We start from the raw sequence: 15,844 nt of genomic DNA, 5'->3' as shown, positions 1-15,844 counted from the left end.
ATGGCCGGTCGGCGGATCCTCCTCGTCAGCGCGCGGCCCGACGCGCGCGCCGACCTCGTCGCGGCGCTGCGCGCGAACAGCTTTCGCGTCGACATCGAGGCCCCGAGCGCGCGGCTGGCCGACGAGGACGTATACGACCGCGACCCGCCGCCCGATCTCGTGCTCCTCGATACGACCGGCGTGCCCGAGGACGTGGCGTGGTCGCTGGCGCCCGTCCTGTCCTCCGGCCGTCTGATCGTCCTCGGCGCCGGCGCCGGCGACGTTCGGCGCGCGTTCGAGGCCGGCGCAGAGGACTGTGTGGACGCCGGCGCGCATCCCGACGAGGTCGGGGCGCGTATCGAGGCCGTGCTGCGGCGCACGGACCGGGTGCCGGCGGCCGAACCGGATGCGGGCGTGTACGTCGATCGCCGGTTGTGGGTGAACTTCGAGTCGCGCCAGGTCTGGGTGCGCGGCGAGCCGGCACCGCTCACGCCGCGCGAGTTTCGGCTGCTCGAGTTCTTCATCGCCCACGGCAGCGGCCCGCTGAGCCACGAGGAGATCCTGGCCGGTGTCTGGGGCCGCGCCCCGGAGAAGCACCGCCCGACCGAAGTCCTCAAGCAGTACATCTGGCGGCTGAGGCAGAAGATCGAAGCCGATCCGGAAAAGCCCGAGATCGTCCTCACCGTGCCGGGCGCCGGCTACCGATTCGCCGCAGCGACGTAGACCTGCGCATCGGCGTCGGTTGCGGACGCCGCGCGCATCAGAGGAGAACGCGATGAAGGCCCTTGCGCTCTATGTCCTGGCCCTCGGCTTCCTCGCCGTCATCGCCTTCGTCGGCTGGTCCGGCTGGCGCGGCGCGCGTCTGGACCGCGGCCTCGTCGTCCACACGACGACGACGCAGGTCGTGGAGATCGGCAAAGGCGGTGACACGCTCCCGGGTATCGCCGCCGAGCTTGGCGTCACGGTGGACGACCTCAAGCTGGCGAACGCGACGCTTTCGCCCACGGCCATTCTGACGGAGGGCACCGAGGTCACCGTGCCGCCGGAGGCGATGACGTGGCAGAAGCTGCTCGGCACCCATGCCGCCGGCCTCGGGGCCGAGTTCCTCGGCGTCTTCCTGAGCTTCTGGCTGGCGCTGGCCGTCGGGATTCTCCCCAAGGGCTACCGCGTTCAGATGTTCAGCATCTCGTTCGTCCTCGCGTTGGCCAGCTACGCTGCGATGCAGGCCGGGGTGGTCGGCAACCCGGAGATGACGCCGCATTTCCTCTTCGGGGCGATCAAGGACGGGTTCGCGTGGTCGAGCGCCTTCCCGATGTTCGCGTGGGCCCTCGGCTTCCGCGAGCGGAAGGCGACGCCGACCGGGGCCGGCGGCGGAACGAGCGCCGGCGCGGCGCGCAAGCCCGTTTCGCCTGACGCGGTCCTCGAGCCCGTGGCGCCGCCGCCGCCGAAGAGCGTGTCGTAGCGTCTGTCGCAAACGTGGCGCGGATTGCCTTCCGGACGCACGAGCCATGTCATAACCTGTCGGTATGCCGAGCATCGACAGGCTTGTCCATCGTCTGAAGCATCCGATCCTGCGGTTCGTAAGGCTCGCCGGGGTCGCGGCGCTGGTGCTGGCGGTTGCGCTGGCCGTCTCGCCGGGCATGCGAGCGTATATCGCGGCCGCCCTTACCGGTGCAGATGGCGGCGCGAGCGGCGAGCGCGTCCGCGTCGACCACGCGATCGATGGCGACACGCTGGTCACGGCGGACGGGCGAACGGTCCGTGTGATCGGCATCGACACGCCGGAGACGCACCACCCGGACATGGACGGCCCGCAGCCCTTCGGGCCTGAGGCGGCGGTGCGCATGTCCGCGCTCGTCGACGGACGCACGGTGCGGCTTGAGCGCGACGCCGTCGACATCGACGACTACGGCCGTCTGCTGCGCCACGTCCGCGTCGACGGCCGCCTCGTCGCCGCCACGTTGGTCGCCGAGGGCCTGGCACACGTTCTCGTCATCCCGCCGAACGTCGGCCACGAGGCCGAGCTGCGCACGGCCGAGGCGGCGGCGCGTGCGGCGCGGCGCGGGCTGTGGGGCAGGGCTCGGCCGACGGGGGTGGCGGTGTTCGCGACACCGCCGACCGTGTCGGGCCGTGCACCGGCAGACGCACAGGCTCACGAATCGACGCTGAGGGCCGCGGCCGCGTCGTCCCCCGTCGCAACGCCTCCCGTCGCAGCGACGCGCGCGGCCGTGAGCGGCGGCGCCGTCGACCCGTCCCAGCCGTGCGGCGCGCGCGTTGCCGGTGCCATCCCGGCGGAGTTGGCCGGCGACCACCTCGATACGTACCAAGCGGTCGAGTTCGAGGTCGTGCGGGCCAAGGACACGGGCAAGGTGACGTTTCTCAACTCGCACGAACCGTTCCAATCCCACTTCTACGCTGCCGTGTTCCCCACGGACTATGCCGATTTTCCGGCACCGCCGGCCGAGCATTTTGCGGGCAAGTGCATCGTCGTCCAGGGGCGGATCGAGCTGTACCGCGGGGCGCCGCAGATCGTCGTTCGAGGGGCGGAGGACGTGCGGGTGGTGGCAGGGGCGGGGGCGGGCGGGCCTTGACGAAGGCGGTGGGTCGGAGGGGAAGGGTACGCTATCGTTTGGGCAGTGTGCTCAGGGCAGACAACGAGGTCGCGGATCGGGCTGTTGAATGCGGCACGCGAACGGGAGGATGGTCATGGCGACGATGCAGACGTTGGTCGGGCTTACGGCTGAGGAGTTCGCGCAGCTCGATCTGCGAGGCCGGCACGAGCTCGTGCGGGGCGTGGTGATCGAGATGTCGTTTCCCAAACCGCGCCATGCGCTGGTCGAAAGTCGGATCACGTTCCGCTTGATGCAGTTCGCCGAGTCGGCGAAGACCGGCTACGTCCTGCACACGGGTTACGTCGTCGAGCGTGGACCCGACACCGTGCGCGGGCCAGACGTTGCGTTCATCGACACGAGCCGTCTGGCTTCTGAGGGGGATCTCGATCGCTACGTGGAAGGGGCACCCGACTTGGCCGTTGAGATCCTCTCGCCGACGAACCGAGCCGGCGAGATCGCGCGCAAGGTCCGTGAATACCTGGCGGCAGGTGCGCGGCTCGTTTGGGTCGTCGACACGCGGCGTCGGATCGTCACTGTTCACATCCCCGGCGTGGGTCCGTCGCGGGTGGCAGAGGGTGAAGTTCTCGATGGAGGCGATGTCTTGCCCGGCTTCACGATGCCGGTGGCGGACATCTTCGCGTTGTAGCCCCTCCCGACGTCACCGTTCTGCCGTGTCTCGATGTCCAAGCTCACGTGCTCACCGCCTGGGCACAGGGTCGACCGGCTGCCGGCGCACCTGCCGATCACGCGCGACGACTAATCGCGCTGGCCGTGTCGAAAGGGCGACATGCCGAAACGCATCGCGCCCGTGCCTATCCGTCACGAATCGCCCCCATCACCACATGCGCCCGCCCCTGCTTCAGCTTGTCCGCGTTCCCGAACGTCTCGCGAAACGCCCGCTCGACGACCGGCCGCAGCTGGCTGATCGCCACGACCGCCATTCGCCCGCCCGGCCGCAGCCGCGCGTGCGCGTCGTGGACGAAGATCGCCAGCAGCTCGCGTCCGACCTTGGCCGGCAGGTTGGCGGCGACGAGGTCGAATCGGCGGGCGGGGTCGATGTCGTCCAGGCCGTTGGAGAGCTGGGCGTCGGCGTTCGCGAGGCCGTTCCGCTGCGCGTTCGCCGCGGCGTAGCGGACGGCGACGACGTTCACGTCCACCATGAGCGTCGTGCCGCCGGGTGCCTCGTGGGCCATCGCGATGCCGACCGGGCCGTAGCCGCAGCCGAGGTCGAGGCAGTCGTCGTCCGGGCGGATCGGCAGGTGGTCGATGAGGAGGCGGGTGCCCTCGTCGATCGCCTTCGGCGAGAAGAGGCCCCACGTGCTGTGGAACGTGCAGGCGTGGCCCCGCAGCTGGGTCTCGATGACGAGGGGGGCCTTCAGGGCGGCGATGTCCATGGCTGATATGCTAACCTACGCCGCTTCGACCGCGCTGCCCCGGACATGCCGCATGATCCACACCATCCGCGTCGCCGCCAAGGCCGACACCGATCCCGTTGGCCGCGATGTCCTTGCGGAGATCCGCCGCACGCTCGGCCTCGCGGCGATCGGCCGGGTTCGCACGGTGCGCGTATTCCGCTTGGAGGGCGCCGACGAGGCTGCGGCCCGCCGACTGGCCGAGGCGTTGCTGTGCGAGCCGGTCGACCACGACTGGACGATCGACGCGCCGATCCTGACCGACGCGGCGCACGTCGTCGAGGTGGCGTACCTGCCCGGGGTGATGAACCCGGAAGCGGCGTCCATCCTGAAGGCGGCGGCGGACCTCGGCGTCGATCTCGTCGCGGTCGACGCGAGCCGGGAGTACGCGTTCTACCCGGCAGCAATGGATGCCCTTTCCACGACCGACGTCGACCGCGTCGTCCACCGCCTCCTGGTGAACCCGACGATCGAGCGCGTCGTCGCCGAACCGCCCGCGACGCTCCTCATCGAGGGCCAGCCGGGGCCGACCCGGCGGATCGCGCTGCGCGGGATGGACGACGACGCGCTGGTGCGGCTGTCGAACGACGGCCTGTATCTCGACTTGGACGAGATGCACGCGATCCGCGAGTACTTCGAGGAACTCGGGCGCGACCCGACGGACCTCGAGCTCGAGATCCTGGCGCAGACTTGGAGCGAGCACTGCGTCCACAAGACGTTCAAGCGCCCGGTTCTCATCGACGGCGTGCTGAAGGCGCCGTTCATGCAACGGCTCAAGGAGACTTCGCGGCGCTACGACGACCTCGTCGTCTCGGCGTTCGTCGACAACTCGGGCGTCCTGCGCTTCTACGACGGCTGGGCCGTCTGCGGCAAGGTCGAGACGCACAACAGCCCGTCGGCGATCGAGCCGTACGGTGGGGCGATGACGGGCTCGGGCGGCGTCTTCCGCGATGTCCTCGGCACCGGCCAGGGTGCGCGCGTCATCGCCTCGACGGACATGTTCTGCTTCGCCCCGCCCGACCTGCCCCCCGCGGACGTCCCGCCTGGCGCGCTGCCGCCGGACTACCTCCTGCGGCGCGTGGTCGCCGGCGTGCGGGATTACGGCAACCGAATGGGCATCCCGACGAACAACGGCAGCGTGCACTTCCACCCCGATTTCCGCGCCAAGCCGACGGTCATCGTCGGCGCGTACGGCCTCCTGCCGGAGGATCGGGCGGTCAAGGGCCATCCGCGCCCCGGCGACCGGATCGTCGTGCTCGGCGGCCGCACCGGCCGCGACGGGATCCACGGCGCCACGTTCAGCTCGACGGCGATGACGGCCGACACGATCACCGTCAACAGCCAGGCGGTGCAGATCGGCAACGCGGTCGAGGAGAAGCGGCTGCTCGACGCGCTGCTGGTGTGTCGCGACGACGGGCTGCTCCAGGCGCTGACGGATTGCGGCGCCGGCGGCTTCTCGTCGGCGATCGGCGAGATGGGCGAGCGGCTGGGCGCCGAGGTCGAGCTCGACCGGGCGCCGCTCAAATACACCGGGCTTGCGCCGTGGGAAATCTATCTCTCCGAGAGCCAGGAGCGCATGGTCGCCGCCGTCGCCCCCGAAGACGTCGCGCGCGTCCTGGCGATCTGCGCCACTTACAACGTCGAAGCCGTCGACGTCGGCGCGTTCCTCCCGACCGGCCGGCTCGTCGTCCGCTATGCGGGCGAGGTCGTCGGCGAGCTGGCGATGGGGTTCATGCACGACGGGCTGCCCGACAAGACGCTGACCGGCACGTGGACGGCCCGCACCGTCGACGGCGACGTGGCTGCACGGTCGGCGCTGCCGGCACTTCCGGCATCGAATGACGCCTGGATCGACCTCGCCCGTCGCGTGATGGCCCACCCGAACGTGGCCTCCAAGGAGCCGATCGTCCGGCAGTACGACCACACCGTGCAGGCGATGGGCGTCCTGCCGCCGTTCGGCGGGCGGGAGGGCGACGCGCCCGGTGATGCGGCCGTGCTCGCGCCCCTCCCCGACAAGCCGTACGGCCTCGTCATCGCCCACGGCCTGAACCCGGTGCTGAACACGTTCGACCCGTACTGGGGCGGGATCTGGGCCGCGGCCGAGGCGATGGCGAACCTCGTCGCCGTCGGCGGCAACCCGCGCGAGGTCGGCTTGATCGACAACTTCATCTGGCCCGTGCCGGACGGGCCGGCGCTCGGCGGGCTCGACCGGGCGGTCGATGCGTGCGTCGATGTCATGCACGCGCTCGGCCGGCCGTTCATCAGCGGCAAGGACTCGCTGTCGTCCACGTACCGCTACCCGGACGGCACCGTGCTCGAGATCCCGCCCGTCCTGTGCATCTCGGTCTTCGGCCGCATCCCCGACGTCGCCAAGACGACGTCGTCCGACTTCAAGCGCTCCGGCTCGACGCTCGTCCTTGTCGGCGCCCGGGACGTCGATCCGCTCCGCGGCCACGGCCTCGGCGGTTCGGTCTACCTGGACGTGCACGGCCTGCGCGGCGTCGACGCGCCGCACGTCGATCTCATGGTGCTGCCCCGCGTCCTCGACGCCGTGCACGCCGCCATCGCCGGCGACCGCGTGCTGTCGTGCCACGACGTGAGCGAGGGCGGCCTGCTGGCGTGCCTGGCCGAGATGGGCTTCGGCGGCGACCGCGGAGCCGAGATCGACCTTGCGGCGCTTGAGTTCGAAGCGGGCGTCGGGAGCGGAACGGCGGACCGCCGGATGCGACCCGATGTGGCGCTGTTCAACGAGACGGCCGGCGTGTTCGTGTGCGAGGTCGTCGACCCGGCCGACGTCGCCGCGTTCACCGGCGTTCCGCATGCCGTCATCGGCCGGACGATCGACGCGCGTGAGCTGCGGCTCAGTGACGGCGGGCGGGAGCTGGCGCGAATCGGCATCGCCGCCCTGCAGGAAGCATGGGAATCGGCGATGCGCTTCGTCTTTCACTAGCGTCTTTCGCTGGGCGCGCCTGAGAGTCGCCCTGAGAGTCGCCCTGAGCGCACCGCCCTACGGCGGAACGCACAACCCGTCGTATGCTCCCCCCAGCCACACCACGAACGTCGGCTGCTTCGCCTCGTTGCGCCACTCGCACGCGTGTTTTCCGCTCGCCTGCAGCGCCGCCTCGAACGGCGCGCGCTGCGCCGCGCCGACGTCCGTCGGGATGATCGCGAGCGTGTCCGGATCGCTCAAGCGAGCCGCGGTCAGCGCGTCGATCGGTGTCTTGGCCTCGTCCTGTTCCGGGCCCACATCGACGCCGATCACCTGGCCCGGGCCCAACGGCAGGCCGTAGACCGCGATCAGCTTGCGCAGCGACCCGACGTACAGCGTCTGGGGGTGATGGACGATGAGGTACGTCGGGCCGACGGCATCGGGCCCGCGCCGATCGGCCTCGGCCATCGCGAGGCGCATGAATGTCGTGGGCGGGGGCTGGTAGCGCCCGGCGAGACGGCGGCGGGACAGGACATCGGCCTGGTAGAGGTTGAGGGCAAGCGCCGCGATCAGGACCACGGCGGCCAGGGCGCTTCGCGGGCGGCGGCCTGCCAGCGCTGGCCAGGCACGCGCCGCGAGCGCGCCCGACCATGCCAAGCCGATGGCTGCGAAGGCGGCGTACCACGGCAGCAGCAGGAACATCCGCGTGTTCGGCGGCGTGGCCTTGCCGTGCAGCGCGCCGACGAGCACGGCCGAGACGGCGTACGCAAGCAACAGGAAGCGGGCGAACCCGTCGCGGCGGGCCATACCGATCGCGCACGCCACGCCGAGTGCCATGAAGCCGGCAGTGAGCGGGTCCAGGTGGCCGACGGCGACGAAGTGGCTCTCATCGACGGTATAGAACGGCGTGGCGAGGGCGTAGAGGACGTTGTGCGCGACGTCTCTCCAACCCGGCGCCGCGGCGGCCGTGAGCGCCGAGTTGTGGCGCAGCATCCCCACGCGCTGTTCGGACCAGAAGGTGGCCTGCGCCAGCATCGGCGCGGCCGCCGCCAGCGCGACGCCGCCCGCCAGCGCCCAGCGCCGCAGCGCACCGCGGTCGTACGGCCGGTCCATGCACAGCACGAGCAGGGCGCCGATCAGCGGTGCGAACAGGGCGCCCGGGAACACGTAGAAGCACAGGCCGACAGCGATGCCGAGGCCGGCGGCGGCGCTGCGCGTGCGCGAGCGGATCGACCACGTGGCCGCGGCCAGCACCAGCGCCATGGCCAACAGGGCTTGCAGGTTGTCGTAGCCGATCTTGCCGAACGACATGAGGTAGTGGGACGATGCCAGGAACGCCAAGGCTGACACTGCGACGCCTCGGCGCATGAAGCCGCCGTAGAAGACGGCCAGCAGCGGCAGAGACAGCGCGGCGGTGCCGATGCTGCCGATCCGCCAGCCGAAGTTGCCCGTGCCGAAGAGGCGCATGAACGTGGCCTGGATGAACGTCGACCCGAACGGATAGCTGCCGAACGACCAGTTGCTGTCCAGAAGGTTGCCGAGGGCGGTGGTCAGCGGCATGTGCAGCGCGACGTCGCGCGCCAGGTCGTAGTAGCCGTACTCGTCCCCCACCACGGCGAACCACCACGCGTTCATATTGTGGGCGCCGAGGATGAGCGCCAGGGCCGTCAGCCAGAAGGCCGGGCCGGCACGACGAAGCTCACTGCGAACGCACCACGCCGCGCCGGCGGCGACGACCAGCGGTGCGAGCACCGGCTCGCGCGCGCCGTACAGGCCGTACAGTGCTGAGAGCAGGGCCAGCTGCAGTACGGCGAGGCCGACGAAACGTTCGCCATAGCGGTGCCAGATCGCCGCGAACGGCCGCGCGGGCTTGGGGGGGCCAAGCGATTCGGTCGGGATAGGCGGGCCGTCGTCCGCACGGAACGCGTCCGGCGACGGGCGCAGGGCGAGCGCGACCGCGATCAGTGTGGCAGAGGCAAGGCCGACAAGTGCGAAATAGGCCGGCAAGGCGCTCGCGCACAGGAAAGTGCTGCGGCACCACAGCCCTCTCGCCAGTTGCCGCACGGACGCGACATCGAGCCAGCGGTCGGTGACGACCAGGAGCGGGCCAGCGGCGGCCAGCGTGGTCAGGAGCAACCACAGCGCGAGCCAACGCCAATGGATGGTTGTCGATAGGGCACGCGGAAAGCGATCACGCGCGCGATCGCGGTCGCGTTCCGCCAGCGACCGCTCGAGGTCGGCGACGCGCCGGCGCAGCGCGACGTTCTGTTCGGCGATCGGATCATGTACCGGATCATGTACGTCGCGTACCGGATCGCCGTGGTCGTCGACGCGCACATCATCTTCCACTTCGACATCGTCGCCGTACGCACGCTCGTCGACGCCCATATCGCGCGCGAGCGTGCCGTCGGCAGCCGTAGATGTCGGTGGCTGGGAGGATCGGCGTGACGACGTCATGGATTGGGCCCCCGTTCCTGCAACGCAAGCATACCGCGGCCTGTCGTTTGCGGCCATCACGCACGCATGGGGCATGACTCGGGAGCCGGCCGCATGGAACGTCGGGCAGAGCAGACTCGTACCCGGTCTCTCGGCCCGGTCTCTCTGCCCGGTCCCTAATGGCGTCGCGTCACCGCCCTCGCCCGCGCCTTGGCCGCCTCGACCTCGCGGTCGCGCGCCGGGGCGCTCGTCACGAGGTCGTCGAGCAGCGTGCGGGCGGCGGCGGCCACGGCGGCGACCGCCTGTTCGAAGGCGGCGGCGTTGGCGCGGGACGGCGTGTGGCACCCGCTCAGCTTGCGGACGAACTGGCGGGCTGCCGCGGCGACCTCGTCGTCCGTGGCGGGCGGGGCGAGGTTGTGGAGGGGCTTGATGCTGCGGCACATCGGGCGGTCCTTTCGGAATCCGAACGGGCTTCATGATAGTCGGGGCAATGCGATCGGCGCCCGCTGTCCGCATCGCCCCGGCATCGGCGGGTTGGTCGCTGCCGACACGCCCGCAACCGCGCACGTACCCGCCGACGATTGACGGGCGAGGGACTCAACGCCAACATGACATCGACACCAATCGTCAACGCCATCGCCCGCTCGGATGTCGACCGGACGCGGTTTCGTGTCCGTGCCATCCACGCACCGCAGGACGTTCCGCAATGCCCGATGCCGCCGCTTCCGTCGCCACGATCGACCTTGCACTCGCCGCCGCAGCCAGCTTGGCGTGGGCCGTCGGGCTGCTCATGGCGCTGCCGCGCCACCGCGCCTTCCGGCAGCGCCGCGATCTGTGGTGGGCGCTGACGTTCGCCTGCCTGCTGATCGTGGGCATCGGGCAGGCGTTCGAGGCGTGGGCGGGGCGCGGCGGCGATCCGGCCGGCGATGCCGCGCTGTTGCACGTGGGCACCCGCATCGCCTTTGCGCTTGCCGGCGTCGCGGCCGTCCAGGGTTACCGCCGCCGCATCGACGCATTCGACTGAACGGCGCCCATTTTGGCCGACTTCCTCGACACCCTCACCGCCCAGATCGAACGCGATCGCGCCCGCCTGACCGCGGCCCTCAGCGGCGAGCCGAAGGCGGCCGTCGACGCGCTGCCGGCCTACGTCGCGTCGCACTGGCATGCCCTCCCGGCACCGCCCGGTGCCGCCACTTGGCCGGCCTACGCCGTCGACGGCAGCATCGTCCAGGTCGACCTCGACGACGGGAGCTACCTCTTTATCGTCCGCGCCTTGGCGCTCAAGGACGGCGGCGAGGCCTTCCAGCGCGGCGGGATGGAGGTCCTGCCGCCGTCCACCGCCGCCTCGACGGCCAGCCGCTACGCGGACCTGCTCCAACGGCAGCACGAGATCGGCGTGGCGTGCGAGGTCGTCGCCGTGGCGGCGCCCGGCAGCGTCGTCTTCCTCGACGGCGCGCTGTACGGCTGGCTGCCGCAGCTCTACTCGCTGCCGGGCGAGAGCGCGACCGGGGACGGGGCGCCGCGTGGCGACGCACCGGCGGGCGCCCACCTGCCCGATGCGATTCTGGCCGGCTACCTTGAGCTGCTCGCGACGGCCCGGGCGCGCGGCGTCCACATCGTCGCTGTCTCCAAGACGAGCCGCGAGGCCGCGCACTGCAAGCTGTGGCTTGCCGACGACGGCCGCGGCGGCGACCTGACCGTCCCCGACGAGCTGACGGACTCGGCGATGATCCATCGCTACACGGACGAGCGCGCCGGCGTCTCGACGCCCGTCGTGCTGGGCACGCGCGCGTTCGTCGGCGGCTCGCGGGCGATCCTCGAGCGGGACGACGTGGGCGCCAGCCCGGCGATCGTCAGCTGCTTCGTCCGCTTTTCCGAGCTGGACGACGCACTGCGGATCGACGTTCCGGCGCACCAGTGTGGGCTGGATGCGACACTGGCCGACATCGCGGGCGAACATGGCGGGGCCGTCGTGCCGGACGGGGTGGCGGCGATCGCGCCGACGCTGGCGCTGCTGCAGGCCGACTACGGCGGCCTAGCCGTCTACAACGCGCTACTCTACTCGGTCGACCGTGAGGTGCGGCTGAGTCGGAGCACGGTGGCGGACGTGTATGTGCCGGTGATCGAGCAGATGCTGGGGGTGCGGGTGCGGTTGGATCGGGGGGAGCGGCGGTTCGCGGGGGCGAGGGGGTAGACGGCGACGAGGGGCGATCGAGACCTCGGCCTCTGCTACCATTCGGTCCCGTCTCATCCTGCCCTAACCCGCCGCCGCTACCCTTCCGCGCCATGGAGCGCGACGCGATGGACTGGCCCAACCCGAACCCCGTGCCGAACGGCACCGACGACCGAGGCAGTGACGCCGGTCACGGCGACGATGCGGGGATACCTGCGATCATCCATCCCGCGGAATCGGCGCCCGTCATCGGCACCGCCGGCGCCGGGCAGCGCCCCGTGGCGTATGAGTGGGTCCACACGCGCGACGGCTGGGTGGCCGTGAACCGCGACGTGCCGTCCGAGTGGGACGAGGCTGCGGACGCGATGGTGGCGGCGGAGGGTGCGCCGCTGGCCGGTCAGTTGCCGACGGTCCGTCGACGCCGCGGCCTCGGCAGGGACGTCGTCGAGGCGCTGTGCATGGCCGGGTTGTTGTTCCTCGGCATCCAGGCCGTCATGCGGCAGTTCATCGTCGAGAACATCAGCATGCTGCCGACGCTCGACCCCGGCGATCGGATCTTCGTCGACCGCGTCTCGTGGCGCACCGTCGGCGAGCTCGCGCGCGGCGACGTCGTCGTGTTCCGAGCCTGGGACGAGGACAAGCTGTACGTCAAGCGGATCGTCGGCCTGCCCGGCGACACGTTGACGATGCAGGACGGCGAGGTCTTCGTGAACGGCGAACGCCTCGACGAGCCCTACCTCGTCCAGCATGCGGCTGAGTCGAAGCCCGTGATCGAACTCGCGGACGATGAGTTCTTCGTCATGGGCGACAACCGGCCCAGCTCCGCCGACTCGCGCATGCACGGCCCGGTGAAGCGCGAGCGGATCGTCGGGCGGGCGTGGGCCATCTTCTGGCCGCTGGACGATTTGGCATGGCTGCACAAGACGCCGCGCTTGTACGCGGCGCCGCTGGAGGGCGGCGTCGATGCGAGTGACGCAAGCGATGCCGCTGGCGACGCCAAACCGGCGACCGACACCAACCCCCAGTCGGACGGTTAGCGCCGCCCCTTCGGCAGGCGGGACGTCTCATCTGCGATCCGTTCCGCCGAGGCGGCCCAGCTGCAGATCGGGCAGGTCGCCAGGTCGTGGAAGCGGGCCGGGCAGCGGTCGCGGCCGAACTGGATGATCTGCAGGTGGAGCTGGATCCAGCGGTCCTCCGGGAACGCCGCCTTCAGGTCGCGCTCGACGTGCTCGACGTTCTTCCCCTCGGACAACCCCCACCGCGTCGCCAACCGATGGATGTGCGTGTCCACCGGGAAGGCCGGGATCCCGAACGCCTGCGCCATGACGACGGATGCCGTCTTGTGCCCGACGCCCGGCAGCGCCTCGAGCTCGGCGAACGTCCGCGGCACCTGCCCACCGTGCCGCTCCACGAGCAGGCGCGACAGCCCGACGATCGCCTTCGCCTTCTGCGGCGCGAGCCCGACTTCGCGGATCATCCCGTGGACGGTTTCGACATCGAGCGACGCCATCGCCGCCGCGTCGCCGGCCCGCGCGAACAGCGCCGGCGTGACCTGGTTCACCTTCTTGTCCGTCGTCTGCGCGCTCAGCACGACGGCGACGAGGAGCGTGAACGGATCGACGTGGTCGAGCGGGATCGGGACGGACGGGTAGAGGTCGTCGAGGACGGCCTGAATGCGCTCAGCCTTATCGTGGGCGGTCATGACTGCTTCCGTGGCCGCGTTCGTCGTGCCCATCGTCCGCTCCCTTGCGCCAGCAGACGCCTGTGTGATCGACGGGAATGAGCGGCGCCGCGATGCCGTGCGCCGCGCGGTACGCATCGACCGCTGCCCTGCACCCCGCTCCGTCGCCATAGTCGTCGATGATGCACCAACCGCCCGGTGAGAGGCGCGGATAGAGCGCCGTCAGCGCGTCGTGCGTCGAGGCGTACAGGTCGGCGTCGATCCGCAGCACGGCCAGCTGAGCGATCGGCGCGGCCGGCAGCGTGTCCGCGAACCAGCCCGGCAGGAATCGGACGCGGTCGTCGAGCAGGCCGTAGCGGGCGAAGTTGGTGCGGACGACGTCGAGCGGGATCGCCAGGACGCGCTCGGCGACGGCGTCGCGGTGGTCGAGCCGTGCGCCGGACGTCGAGGTCGAGGTCGATTGCGAGGTTGATTGCGACATCGAGGCCTTGCGCCTGTCGATGTCGACTGCGACCTCCTGCCGCTGCCGGCACGGACGCCGGCAGTCCCTGGAACGAGTCCGCGACCCACACCGTCCGGTCGTCGATGCCGTACGCCGCCAGCACGCCGCGCATCAGGATCGTCGCCCCGCCCCGCCACACCCCGCACTCGATCACGTCGCCCGGCACGCCCCGCGCCAGCACGTCCCGCACGCACATCGCGACGTTGTCCATCCGCCGCCGCCCGATCATCGTCTCGGCCTCCGGCGGCAGGTCGCGCCCGACGGCGCGGGCGGCCGGGTCGACGGCGACGGGGCGGACGAGGGCGAAACCGAGGGGGGCGAGGAGGTGGGCGGCGAGTTGGGCGAGGAAGCGGCGGGCGGGGGTCGTCGGCACGGGGGCGCGGTAGCGCTCGCCGCCGACCTCGCGCAGGAGGACGGCGGTGAGGAGGTCGATGTAGCGGTCGGCAGCGGACGGCACGGGCGCAGACGGCGCCGGCCCCCCCCCCCCCCCCCCCCCCCCCCCCCCCCCCCCCCCCCCCGCCACCCCCGGGGTTGCCCCCCCCCCCCCCCCCCCCCCCCCGGCGGCCCCCCCGGCCCCCCCCCGGCCGCCCCCCGGCCCCCCCCCCCCCCCCCGCCGCCCCCCCCCCCCCCCCCCCCCCCCCCCCCCGGGGGGCCCCCCCCGCCCCCCCCGCCCCCGGGGCGCCCCCCCCCCCCCCCCCGCCCTTTGGCCCCCCCCCCCCCCCCCCGGGGCCCCGCCCCCCCCCCCCCGGGGGCCCGCCGCCCCCGCCGGGCGGGGGGCCCCCGCCCCCCCGGGCCCCCGGCCCCCCGCCCGCCCGCCGCCGCCCCCCCCCCGCCCGGGCCGGGGCGCGCGCCCCGCCCCCCCCCCCGGGGCCCGGCCCCCCCCCCCCGCCCCCCCCCGGCCCGCCGGGCCCCGGGGGGGGCCCCGGGGGGCGGGGGGGGGCCGGGGGGGGGGGCGGGGGGGGGCGGGGGCGCGGGGGGGGGCGGGGGGGGGGCGGCCGGGGCCCCCCCCCCCCCGGGCGGCCGCGCGGGGGGGCCCCGGGGGGGGGCGGCGGGGGGGGGGGGGGGGGGGCGGGGGGGGGGGGGGGGGGGGGGGGGGGGGGGGGGGGCGGGGGGGGGGGGGGGGGGGGGGGGGGGGGGGGGGGGGGGCGCGGGCGCGGGGGGGGGGGGGGGGGGGCCCCCCCCCGGCGGGGGGGGGGGGGGGGGGGGCCCCCGCGGGGGGGGGCCCGCGGGGGGGGGCGGGGGCTGGGGCGGGTGGTGGGGGGGGGCGCGCTGGGTGGGGGGGGGCGGGGGGGGGGGGGCGGGGGGGGGGGGGGGGGGCGGGGGTGGGGGGGGGGGGGCGGGGGGGGGGGGGGGGGGGGGGGCCCCCGCCGCCCGGGGGGGGGGCGCCGGGGGGGGGGCGGGGGGGGGCCGCCGGGGGGTGGGCCCGGGGGGGGGGGAGGTTCAGGGGGGGGCGCCCGGGGGGGGGGGGGGGCGCGGGGGGGGGCGGGGAGGGGGGGGGGGGGGGCGGGGGGGGGGGGCGGCCCGGGGGGGCCGGGGGGGGGGGGGCGGGGGCCGGCCGCCGGGGGGCCGCCGGCCCGCCCCCCCCCGCGGCCGCCGCCCCCCCCCCGGGCGGCCGCCCCCGGCCCCCCGGGGGGGGGGGGGGGGGGGGGGGGGGGGGGGGGGGGGGGGGGCGCCGGGGGGGGGGGGGGGGGGGGGGGGGGGGGGGGGGCCGCGGGGGGGGCGGCCCCCCGGGGGGGGGGGGGCCGGGGGGGGGGGGGGGGGGGGGGGGGGGGGGGGGGCGCCCGGGGGCGGCGCCGTCCCCCCCCCCCCCCGCGCCCCCGGCGGGGGGGGCGCGGGGGCCGGCCCCGCCCCCCCCGGCGGCCGCCGCGGGGGGGGGGGGGGGGGGGGCGGGGGGGGCGGGGGCGGGGGGGGGGGGGGGCGGGGGGGGGGGGGGGGGGCGGCCCCCCGCCCCCGGCGGGCCCCCGCCCGCGCCCGGCCCCGGGGGGGGCGGGGGGGGGGGGCCGGGGGGGCCGGGGGGGGCGCCGGCGGGGGGGGGGGGGGGGGCGGGGGGGGGGGGGGGGGGGGGGGGGGGGGGGGGGGGGGGGGGGGGGGCGGGGGGGGGGGGGCGGGGGGGCGCGCGG

13 protein-coding genes and 1 pseudogene are annotated in these 15,844 nt (G+C 73.9%); 8 read left to right on the top strand and 6 right to left on the bottom strand.

Going from position 1 to position 15,844, the window contains the following annotated elements:
- The 4 genes from IPG72_14305 to IPG72_14290 all read left to right on the top strand — a co-directional run bounded on the left by IPG72_14305 (window position 1) and on the right by IPG72_14290 (window position 3,237).
- On the top strand, window positions 1–702 hold the full coding sequence (locus tag IPG72_14305; protein MBK6770154.1) for a response regulator transcription factor: 702 nt from the start codon (window positions 1–3) through the stop codon (window positions 700–702).
- Window positions 703–754: 52 nt separating this feature from the next.
- Window positions 755–1,441, top strand: a complete 687-nt coding sequence (locus tag IPG72_14300; GenBank protein ID MBK6770153.1) for a LysM peptidoglycan-binding domain-containing protein — start codon at window positions 755–757, stop codon at window positions 1,439–1,441.
- A 64-nt stretch (window positions 1,442–1,505) separates the two neighbouring features.
- Window positions 1,506–2,570, top strand: coding sequence for a thermonuclease family protein (locus IPG72_14295; GenBank protein ID MBK6770152.1), 1,065 nt, complete (start codon window positions 1,506–1,508; stop codon window positions 2,568–2,570).
- A gap of 115 nt (window positions 2,571–2,685) precedes the next feature.
- Window positions 2,686–3,237 (top strand): Uma2 family endonuclease, encoded by a 552-nt coding sequence (locus IPG72_14290; protein ID MBK6770151.1) that lies wholly within the window; start codon window positions 2,686–2,688, stop codon window positions 3,235–3,237.
- Between the two features lie 166 nt (window positions 3,238–3,403).
- Here IPG72_14290 and IPG72_14285 read toward each other — a convergent pair whose 3' ends face one another.
- Complete coding sequence (locus IPG72_14285; GenBank protein ID MBK6770150.1) at window positions 3,404–3,985, bottom strand: methyltransferase; 582 nt, start codon at window positions 3,983–3,985, stop codon at window positions 3,404–3,406.
- Between the two features lie 52 nt (window positions 3,986–4,037).
- Between IPG72_14285 and IPG72_14280 the strand changes: the two genes are divergently transcribed.
- Window positions 4,038–6,953 (top strand): phosphoribosylformylglycinamidine synthase, encoded by a 2,916-nt coding sequence (locus tag IPG72_14280; GenBank protein ID MBK6770149.1) that lies wholly within the window; start codon window positions 4,038–4,040, stop codon window positions 6,951–6,953.
- A gap of 57 nt (window positions 6,954–7,010) precedes the next feature.
- Here the strand turns inward: IPG72_14280 and IPG72_14275 are convergent, their stop codons facing one another.
- Window positions 7,011–9,389, bottom strand: coding sequence for a hypothetical protein (locus tag IPG72_14275; GenBank protein ID MBK6770148.1), 2,379 nt, complete (start codon window positions 9,387–9,389; stop codon window positions 7,011–7,013).
- Between the two features lie 155 nt (window positions 9,390–9,544).
- Window positions 9,545–9,811, bottom strand: a complete 267-nt coding sequence (locus IPG72_14270; protein MBK6770147.1) for a DUF2277 domain-containing protein — start codon at window positions 9,809–9,811, stop codon at window positions 9,545–9,547.
- 263 nt (window positions 9,812–10,074) lie between these two features.
- Between IPG72_14270 and IPG72_14265 the strand changes: the two genes are divergently transcribed.
- The 3 genes from IPG72_14265 to lepB all read left to right on the top strand — a co-directional run bounded on the left by IPG72_14265 (window position 10,075) and on the right by lepB (window position 12,578).
- Window positions 10,075–10,392 (top strand): hypothetical protein, encoded by a 318-nt coding sequence (locus IPG72_14265; protein ID MBK6770146.1) that lies wholly within the window; start codon window positions 10,075–10,077, stop codon window positions 10,390–10,392.
- A 12-nt stretch (window positions 10,393–10,404) separates the two neighbouring features.
- Window positions 10,405–11,562: a DNA double-strand break repair nuclease NurA gene (locus IPG72_14260; GenBank protein ID MBK6770145.1), complete on the top strand. Its 1,158-nt coding sequence runs from the start codon at window positions 10,405–10,407 to the stop codon at window positions 11,560–11,562.
- Between the two features lie 107 nt (window positions 11,563–11,669).
- Window positions 11,670–12,578, top strand: coding sequence for a signal peptidase I (lepB, locus tag IPG72_14255; protein MBK6770144.1), 909 nt, complete (start codon window positions 11,670–11,672; stop codon window positions 12,576–12,578).
- Here the strand turns inward: lepB and nth are convergent.
- From nth to IPG72_14240, 3 genes and pseudogenes are all read right to left on the bottom strand, one after another.
- Window positions 12,575–13,243 carry an endonuclease III gene (nth, locus tag IPG72_14250; protein MBK6770143.1) on the bottom strand — a complete coding sequence of 223 codons (669 nt, stop codon included), beginning with the start codon at window positions 13,241–13,243 and terminating at the stop codon, window positions 12,575–12,577. The genes lepB and nth overlap by 4 nt on opposite strands.
- On the bottom strand, window positions 13,227–13,703 hold the full coding sequence (locus tag IPG72_14245) for a class I SAM-dependent methyltransferase (GenBank protein MBK6770142.1): 477 nt from the start codon (window positions 13,701–13,703) through the stop codon (window positions 13,227–13,229). The genes nth and IPG72_14245 overlap by 17 nt, the downstream gene beginning before the upstream one ends.
- Before the next feature lie 55 nt (window positions 13,704–13,758).
- Window positions 13,759–14,157 (bottom strand): annotated as a pseudogene (locus IPG72_14240) (macrocin O-methyltransferase).
- Window positions 14,158–15,844 lie beyond the last annotated feature (1,687 nt).

The sequence above is a fragment of the Candidatus Avedoeria danica genome, from assembly GCA_016703025.1.
In the GTDB taxonomy this organism is placed as follows: Bacteria; Chloroflexota; Anaerolineae; order Epilineales; family Epilineaceae; genus Avedoeria; species Avedoeria danica.
This window is presented reverse-complemented; position numbering and strand designations above follow the sequence as displayed.

Bases quoted from the DNA above. Each gene is read 5' to 3' on its own strand.
- IPG72_14305 (MBK6770154.1), top strand. From the start codon at position 1: ATGGCCGGTCGGCGGATCCTCCTCGTCAGCGCGCGGCCCGACGCGCGC.
- IPG72_14300 (MBK6770153.1), top strand. From the start codon at position 755: ATGAAGGCCCTTGCGCTCTATGTCCTGGCCCTCGGCTTCCTCGCCGTC.
- IPG72_14295 (MBK6770152.1), top strand. From the start codon at position 1,506: ATGCCGAGCATCGACAGGCTTGTCCATCGTCTGAAGCATCCGATCCTG.
- IPG72_14290 (MBK6770151.1), top strand. From the start codon at position 2,686: ATGGCGACGATGCAGACGTTGGTCGGGCTTACGGCTGAGGAGTTCGCG.
- IPG72_14285 (MBK6770150.1), bottom strand. From the start codon at position 3,985: ATGGACATCGCCGCCCTGAAGGCCCCCCTCGTCATCGAGACCCAGCTG.
- IPG72_14280 (MBK6770149.1), top strand. From the start codon at position 4,038: ATGATCCACACCATCCGCGTCGCCGCCAAGGCCGACACCGATCCCGTT.
- IPG72_14275 (MBK6770148.1), bottom strand. From the start codon at position 9,389: ATGACGTCGTCACGCCGATCCTCCCAGCCACCGACATCTACGGCTGCC.
- IPG72_14270 (MBK6770147.1), bottom strand. From the start codon at position 9,811: ATGTGCCGCAGCATCAAGCCCCTCCACAACCTCGCCCCGCCCGCCACG.
- IPG72_14265 (MBK6770146.1), top strand. From the start codon at position 10,075: ATGCCCGATGCCGCCGCTTCCGTCGCCACGATCGACCTTGCACTCGCC.
- lepB (MBK6770144.1), top strand. From the start codon at position 11,670: ATGGACTGGCCCAACCCGAACCCCGTGCCGAACGGCACCGACGACCGA.
- nth (MBK6770143.1), bottom strand. From the start codon at position 13,243: ATGACCGCCCACGATAAGGCTGAGCGCATTCAGGCCGTCCTCGACGAC.
- IPG72_14245 (MBK6770142.1), bottom strand. From the start codon at position 13,703: ATGTCGCAATCAACCTCGCAATCGACCTCGACCTCGACGTCCGGCGCA.